This is a genomic window from Haemophilus parahaemolyticus (assembly GCF_018373095.1).
GTDB lineage: Bacteria > Pseudomonadota > Gammaproteobacteria > Enterobacterales > Pasteurellaceae > Haemophilus_A > Haemophilus_A parahaemolyticus_A.
Window position 1 is genome coordinate 1 of the sequence record NZ_JAHAHT010000091.1, and the last position, 7,130, is coordinate 7,130.

Genomic DNA, 7,130 nt, shown 5'->3' on the forward strand with positions numbered 1-7,130 from the left:
CGTTCAACATAAGCTTCTGAAGCTCCAGAACCACCTGAGAACACGAAGCCCATATAGATACCGCCTGAAATTGCACCAAGCCAGATGTTAGATTTTAATAACGGTGCGAACACATAAATAAAAAATGGTGCATAAAACAAGAGTGTGATGGCAACTGCCCAAAGCATATGTTTTTTGACGCCAAGTTTATCGGTAACATAACCAAAAATCGGTTGGAAGCAGAGTGCGAAGAACGACATAGAAGCAAACACAATACCGCGATCTTCGCCCGAAAGCCCGTTAATATCGCCTAGCCAAATACCAAGGAAGGGATAACAGGTTGCCATAATAAAAAAGTAAGTGAAAAAATAACCGCTAAAGACAAAGTAATTATGGTTGCCCCAGTAATACACTTTGTTTGGGGTTTGTACTGTTGCCTGCATATTACACCTCATTAAGTAACATTGATATTGGAATGATAACGTTATCATTTACGCTTACCAAGCAAAAAATATTAAAAATGTAAACTAGATCACACTTTTTAACGTTATTATTTTAAATCTGTGAAGTAGATCACATTTTTTACAGAAGTTTTTTGGCGAAAAAAGGTAGAAATGTTAAGCTTAACAAAGTAATAACATTTTAAAATGAAGGAATAAAAATGGCTTCTCTCAAGGATGTTGCAAAATTGGCAGGCGTATCGTTGATGACGGTATCAAGAGCAATTAACAACCCTGAACAGCTTTCAGAAAAAACGCTTAAAATGGTAAAATCGGCGATTGAACAGCTTGGTTATGTACCGAATATGGCAGCCCAGAAAATTCGAGGCGTTACGCAAAATACGATTGGCGTACTTTCATTTAGTGCGGCAACCACGCCATTTTCGGTTGAAATTTTACTTGCGATTGAACAAACCGTGCGGGAGCATCATTGGAATTCTTTTGTGATTAATACTTTTGAAGAAGATGAGCAAGATATTGAGCAGGCAGTTGATTTACTGTTATCGCATCGTCCAACAGCAATTATTATTGCTAGGCACGGCTTAAAAGAGGTCAAAGTGCCGAAACGTTTGGCAGGCTATCCGATTGTGTTGGCAAATTGTGTCACTAATGATTTAAGCGTACCAAGTTATGTTCCCAACGACTACCAAGGAATGGCGGATTTAGCTCGCTTATTAGTAAAAAAAGGTTATCAAAAACCACTCTGCCTCTATATTCCCTATCAAGCGATTGCAGCCAAAGAGCGTCAGAAAGGCTTCCAAGCGGTCTGGTTTTCACAACAAAATGCAAAACCGCTGACTGAGTTTTTTATGGATGACAGCGATGAATATGTGCACGGTGCGGACGAACTCAAAGCAATGCTCGCCAAAGGCAAAGATTATTTTGATTACGATGTGATTGTATGCGGGAATGACCGTATCGCGATGCTCGCCTATCAATTGCTACTCTCGCACGGTTTTCGTATTCCCAAAGATGTCGCCGTAGTGGGATATGATAATATGGTGGGCGTAGCAAATTTATTCCTACCACCTCTAACCACTGTGCAACTCCCCCACTACGAAATGGGCAAACAAGCAGCTTTACATCTGATTGAAAATCGCAAAGGAGAGGAAGTTTACTTAATTGAATGCCCGCTTATTGTGAGAGAGTCTTGTTAAGCTAAAGCTTATTTATTCACAAACTGATTACTTAATTTAATCATCTGTAAGAACAAGGCAAGCGGTGGTTTTTCGCTTTTAATTTGCACACCCTCTGTATTGAAGTTTTCAACTTGCCCGCGGCGATCTAAGTGGAATTGTTCGCCATCTGACATAATGGCAACATTCCATTGGTGGTTGGAAGCCAGCACCCAAAGGCGGTTGTTTGGTTTAGATAAATCAATGCCTTGGGTGTAATCATTCGCAGGATTAAGCACACCAAAGAACTGGCTAAAGAGCGTTGGCATAATGTCTAAATGGCTAGAAAGCTGGTTGTATAATAGCCCTTCGCCTTGCCAATAGAACATCAATGGCACTTCTAATCGTTCTGCTGAGAAGCTGTTTTTCATTTTCTCTGCGTTAGCTAAATCGGCAGTCAGAATCACCAAGGTTCTACCCATTAGCTCTTTGTTCTCAAGCTGTTGCCAGATCGTTTCAATTTGCTGATTAAGCTGGTTTTCAGAGGTCATATTTAACTGCAAATAGCTAAAGAATGGTTTATTTGCTGCCTGTTTTATCAGCCACGTTTGCCACGCATTCAGGGCTTGTTCATTATCTTCCGTTTTGGCTAAAGGCATATTTGCAAATAATGCACGGCGATAGAGCGGTTCAGCAAAATTGTTTGCAGAGAATAAGCCGAATTGATAGCCATATTTTTTAAAGGCTGTCATAAGCGGTGAGCTGGTTTTTTCGTTCAAGACAGCATCAATGTATCTCCCGCTTAGTCCGTAGAAAATCCCCAATGTGCTTGCCATTGGCGTATCGCCACTCGCATAGTGGTGCATAAAGCGGTAGGATTTTCCCGCTATTTTGCGAACAAATGGCATCTGCTCGCCATCAATTGCGTGATTGGTTAAGCCTGAGATGTTAATCAACAACACATTTACTTCAGGCGTTTTGGTCATTTGAAGCATCTGTTTTGGGTAGTCTAAATAGAAAGTATCTAAACGCCCTGTCTGCTCAATGGCTTGCTCCATTTTTTCCATATCCACTAACCCGTGTTTCTCTAAGAAACTACGTGCTGTCATCGGGTAGGAAAGCGGGTAATTTGCTTTTTGCGAAGTAATTGGGCGGTTAATGCTCATATCTGCCCACGCATAAATAAGATGGGTCGCGATAAAGCAACTCAAGAAAAACATTGCGACATATTTGCCCCAAGTTTGGCGGTTGAAACTACGCAATTTTTGCCAACACCAACGGGAGTAGAGCATTTCTGCAAGTAAAATCAGAGGCATTGGTACGAACAGCAATTGCCATTGGCGTGAGAGTTCGCCGTTATCTGGATTCACTAATAAGTCCCAAACAAGCGGTGATAAATGCAGATAGAATTGCTTAAAGATTTCGGTATCGACCAAGAGTAACGTTTGCCCAATAGTAGCAAAAATGACTGAAAAGCCACGGAAACCGCGTTCGTTGCGGATTAAAAAACTAAGTGGGAAAAGGCAGAGTAGATAAAAGGCAAAAACAACGAAACTGAAATGCCCGAAAAGGCTGACGAAAAAGTAGAGTTTACCGACCAGCGTATTCGGCCAGTCGGCATTAAAAGCATAACGAGAGGCAATTAAAATTGCTACGACAATATTAAAAAGTGCAAACCAATGCCCCCACGTAATACGCTGTGAGGTTTGCTCTCGGTATTGTAGCGTGTTGGTTGGAAATAATTGACGTAGGCGATTAAGCATAGGTTATTTTGCTTTTAAAGAGTGTTTTAATGAATCGGCAAAAGCCTCAGCAAGGCGTTCACGCTGTTGTTCATCTTGCACGCGGTTTTGAATGATGTTGGTGACCATATTGCCAAGCACCATAAGCGATAAATCGGCAGGTGCTTTGTGTTGTTCTAATACGATAAATAAGTCTTGTAATAAGGTATCGAATTGATTGTTTTGATATTTGGATTTTACAGCCATGTTGATTTTCTTGAGTGAATAATTGGGCAAATACTAGCATATTTTTAGCAAAATAGAGAGAAATAAGCGGTCGAAAATAGATTTTTCTTTGCAAAAAGAGGTGAAAATCTATAGAATGAACAACTGTTCATTTTGGAAAATGGAGAGTGAAATGCAGAAAACGGAAATACAAAAAAACGAAGTGCAAAGCTCATCAAAAGATGAGATGGCTCGCCAAATTCTTTCCGTGACTGAAATACTCATCGCAGAGATTGGCATTCAAAACCTTTCTATGCGAAAAATTGCAACCAGAGCGAACCTAGCCTTAGGGACGCTCTATTTGTATTTTAAGACCAAAGACGATTTATTAAATAAGCTGGTTTATGATTTATGTGACCGTTTTACGCATTATGTGCAAGATGGCTATGATGAAACTGACACACTGTTTAATCGTTACCGCAAGATGTTTGAAAACAAGTTGGCATTTTTGCGAGATAACCCAACGGTCGCAACGAATTTATCGCAATACCAAGCAATGCTTGGATTCAATGAAATTATTGAGCGACTGATTCACGATGATGATTTTATCTGGAATAAATTTGTGCGAGATGGGCAGGAGCAGGGCGTAATCGCTCAAATGCCAGCGGAATTATTACACGTTTTGGGCATTGGTATTGTGGTGGAAATTGCTTATTTACAGCAATTGACGCAAAAAGAGTATTCGAAGGAGACAATAGAAAAAATGCTATTGTGTTCTTGGAAAGCAATTACGGTGTAAATCGTTTATTTTTTATTTAAATATATTGGAGAAAACATGACAACAGAAAACCAAAAGCCTTCTCGTGGCAGAAAGTTTCTTATTGTAGTAACGCTATTGGTTGTGCTTGTTGCTTTTGCGGGTGTGGCGGGAATGCAACGTTTTATCGCAGGCAAGAAAGCGGAAGTTGCAGCGAATATGCCTGAAACGGTGAGTGAAATCACCGCAATGCAGGTACAACCTCGTGAATGGACGCCTTATCTTTCAGCGGTAGGTTATATCCGCCCGAACCAAGGGGCGATGTTAAGTTCGGAGTCTTCTGGTACGGTGAAAAGTGTGAACGTGAAATCAGGTCAGCGTGTCAATAAAGGTGATTTATTGGTGGAGCTTGATGATACCGTTGAAGTGGCAACTTTGAAAGCGTCTCAAGCACAATTACCAAACGCAAAGCTTACGTTAGATCGTTATCGTAACTTGGTGGCTTCTAACAGTGCTTCAAAAGCAGAATTAGACAGTGCTCAAGCAACCTATAATCAATTAATAGCAAATATTGAGTCATTAAAAGCTTCAATTGCACGCCGTAAAATTTATGCTCCATTTAGCGGTTTTGCAGGTATCGTGAATGTGAACGTAGGTCAATACATCACAACCGGTACAGAAATTGTGCGTGTTGAAGATCAAAGTTCAATGAAAGTGCGTTTTACGCTTCCTCAAACAGATGTTGAGAATATTTTTGTGGGTCAAAAAGTGACTGCAGAAGTGGATGCGTTAGAGGGGCAAACCTTCCCAGCGGAAATTGTTGCAATCGATCCTGCAGTTGATCGCAATACAGGTTTAATTAACGTTGAAGCGGTGATTGCTGAAGGCGGCAACAAATTGCTTTCAGGTATGTTTGTGCGATTAAATGTGGCATTGCCAACTGAAAAAGCACAAATCGTGGTGCCACAAATTGCGGTTACTTACACGATGTATGGCGAAACCGTTTATGTGCTTGAGCAACTTTCAGATGAAGATAAAGCACTTGTAAGCAAAATGGCGGAGCAAAATCCGAAATTAGATGCAAATAAAATGTATCGTGCAAAACAAGTGGAAGTAAGAACCAAAGACCGTAACGGTATCTACGCACAATTAGCAAAAGGCGTGAAAGCGGGTGATATTATCGTAACGGGCGGTTTCCAGCGTTTAAATAACCATTCGCTTATCATTGTTTCTGATCAAGAAGCTGTTGGTGTAACCGTACCTGCGAAAAGTAGTAAACTTTAATTGAGGTAATCAATGAAATTTACCGATCTATTTATTAAACGCCCTGTACTTGCGGTGTGTATTAGCTTGCTGATTACGATTCTTGGCTTGCAATCCATCAATAAGTTACAGGTACGAGAATACCCTGAGATGACTATCTCAACCGTAACCGTGAGTGTGAACTACTCAGGTGCGGATGCAAGTTTGATGCAAGCACTCGTAACTTCCCAAATTGAAGAAGCGGTTGCACAGGCGGATAACATCGACTATGTGACTTCATCAAGTGGACCAAGTACTTCAACCACTACGATTAAAATGAAATTGAACACCAACCCACAATTGGCGTTGGCGGATATTTCTTCGAAAGTGAGTGCAATTCGTTCTAATCTTCCGAGCGGGATTGATGATCCATCAATCAGCGTTTCATCAGGGTCGAACGATGCGTTGATGTATATCCGATTTGTCTCTGATGAGTTAAATACAGCCCAAATTACCGACTATATTAACCGAGTGGTTAAACCACAATTCTTTACGGTAAATGGGGTATCAAGTGTTGATATTTTCGGTGCAACGACTTTCGGTTTACGTATCTGGTTAGATCCTGACAAAATGGCGGGCAATAATCTCTCTGGTGCGCAAGTGTTAGCGGCTTTAACAGCAAACAACTTAAACACTGCCGCAGGTAATGCGAATGGCTACTATACAGTTTATAAAAACAAAGTAGAATCAAGTACGCCATCTGTTTCAGAACTTGAGAACGTAACGATTTCAACCACATCAGACGGTAAAACCATCAAGTTAAAAGACATTGCAAAGGTTGAGTTAGATAAATATCAAGATGCTTCTCGTACGGTGGCTGATGGTAAAGAAGCAGTCGTTTTAGGTGTTTCTGCTGCAACTACAGCAAACTCCATCACTGTGGCTAAAGATATTTATCCTGTATTTGCACAAATGCAGAAAAATTTACCAGAAACAATTAACGGTCAGATTTTATACGACAAAACGATTGCCATTAATAGCTCTATCAATGAAGTTTATAAAACAATTATTGAAGCAACGGTTATCGTATTAGTGGTTATTATCCTATTTTTAGGATCATTGCGTGCAATGATTGTGCCAATTATCACGATTCCAATTTCGCTTATCGGGGTATTATTCTTCCTACAAATGTTTGGCTTCTCGATCAACCTCTTAACCTTATTGGCGTTAATTCTTGCAATCGGTTTGGTAGTGGACGATGCGATCGTCGTACTTGAGAACGTAGAACGTCACGTGAAAGAGGGCAAATCGCCATTTGATGCAGCGATTATCGGTACGCGTGAAATTGCAATCCCCGTTATCTCAATGACCATCACACTTGGTGCAGTATATTCACCAATGGCATTGATGGAAGGGGTAACAGGTTCACTTTTCAAAGAGTTCGCTTTAACCCTTGCGGGCGCGGTATTCATTTCAGGGATTGCAGCATTAACGCTTTCGCCAATGATGTCGAGCCGTGTGTTAAAAGAACACAACGAAGAACACGAAAGCCGTTTTGCGAAGTGTATCAACGGTATGTTGGATAAAATGA

The 7,130-nt window shown here is 40.7% G+C and carries 7 protein-coding genes; 4 read left to right on the forward strand and 3 right to left on the reverse strand.

From position 1 onward, the window contains the following. Window positions 1–422: MFS transporter (locus KH943_RS08305; RefSeq protein WP_304109905.1), on the reverse strand; the 422-nt coding region annotated here is incomplete at its 3' end. A gap of 218 nt (window positions 423–640) precedes the next feature. Between KH943_RS08305 and KH943_RS08310 the strand changes: the two genes are divergently transcribed. Further along, on the forward strand, window positions 641–1,636 hold the full coding sequence (locus KH943_RS08310; protein ID WP_304109906.1) for a LacI family DNA-binding transcriptional regulator: 996 nt from the start codon (window positions 641–643) through the stop codon (window positions 1,634–1,636). A gap of 8 nt (window positions 1,637–1,644) precedes the next feature. Here KH943_RS08310 and KH943_RS08315 read toward each other — a convergent pair whose 3' ends face one another. Together KH943_RS08315 and KH943_RS08320 are read right to left on the reverse strand one after the other, a co-directional pair. Continuing rightward, window positions 1,645–3,357, reverse strand: a complete 1,713-nt coding sequence (locus tag KH943_RS08315; protein WP_304109908.1) for a DUF3413 domain-containing protein — start codon at window positions 3,355–3,357, stop codon at window positions 1,645–1,647. Window positions 3,358–3,360: 3 nt separating this feature from the next. Next, a complete protein-coding gene (locus tag KH943_RS08320; protein ID WP_304109909.1) occupies window positions 3,361–3,582 on the reverse strand; it encodes a DUF1414 domain-containing protein in 222 nt (73 codons plus the stop codon). 151 nt (window positions 3,583–3,733) lie between these two features. On the opposite strand from KH943_RS08320, the gene KH943_RS08325 reads away from it, so the two are divergent. From KH943_RS08325 to KH943_RS08335, 3 genes are all read left to right on the forward strand, one after another. Continuing rightward, window positions 3,734–4,339 carry a TetR/AcrR family transcriptional regulator gene (locus KH943_RS08325; RefSeq protein ID WP_304109911.1) on the forward strand — a complete coding sequence of 202 codons (606 nt, stop codon included), beginning with the start codon at window positions 3,734–3,736 and terminating at the stop codon, window positions 4,337–4,339. A 36-nt stretch (window positions 4,340–4,375) separates the two neighbouring features. Further along, entirely contained in the window at window positions 4,376–5,581 is a 1,206-nt protein-coding gene (locus KH943_RS08330) for an efflux RND transporter periplasmic adaptor subunit (protein ID WP_304109913.1), read from the forward strand. A gap of 12 nt (window positions 5,582–5,593) precedes the next feature. After that, window positions 5,594–7,130: efflux RND transporter permease subunit (locus KH943_RS08335; protein WP_304109914.1), on the forward strand; the 1,537-nt coding region annotated here is incomplete at its 3' end.

What these genes read in the sequence shown, in the direction of transcription:
- KH943_RS08310 (WP_304109906.1), top strand. Translation starts at nt 641, where the DNA reads ATGGCTTCTCTCAAGGATGTTGCAAAATTGGCAGGCGTATCGTTGATG.
- KH943_RS08315 (WP_304109908.1), bottom strand. Translation starts at nt 3,357, where the DNA reads ATGCTTAATCGCCTACGTCAATTATTTCCAACCAACACGCTACAATAC.
- KH943_RS08320 (WP_304109909.1), bottom strand. Translation starts at nt 3,582, where the DNA reads ATGGCTGTAAAATCCAAATATCAAAACAATCAATTCGATACCTTATTA.
- KH943_RS08325 (WP_304109911.1), top strand. Translation starts at nt 3,734, where the DNA reads ATGCAGAAAACGGAAATACAAAAAAACGAAGTGCAAAGCTCATCAAAA.
- KH943_RS08330 (WP_304109913.1), top strand. Translation starts at nt 4,376, where the DNA reads ATGACAACAGAAAACCAAAAGCCTTCTCGTGGCAGAAAGTTTCTTATT.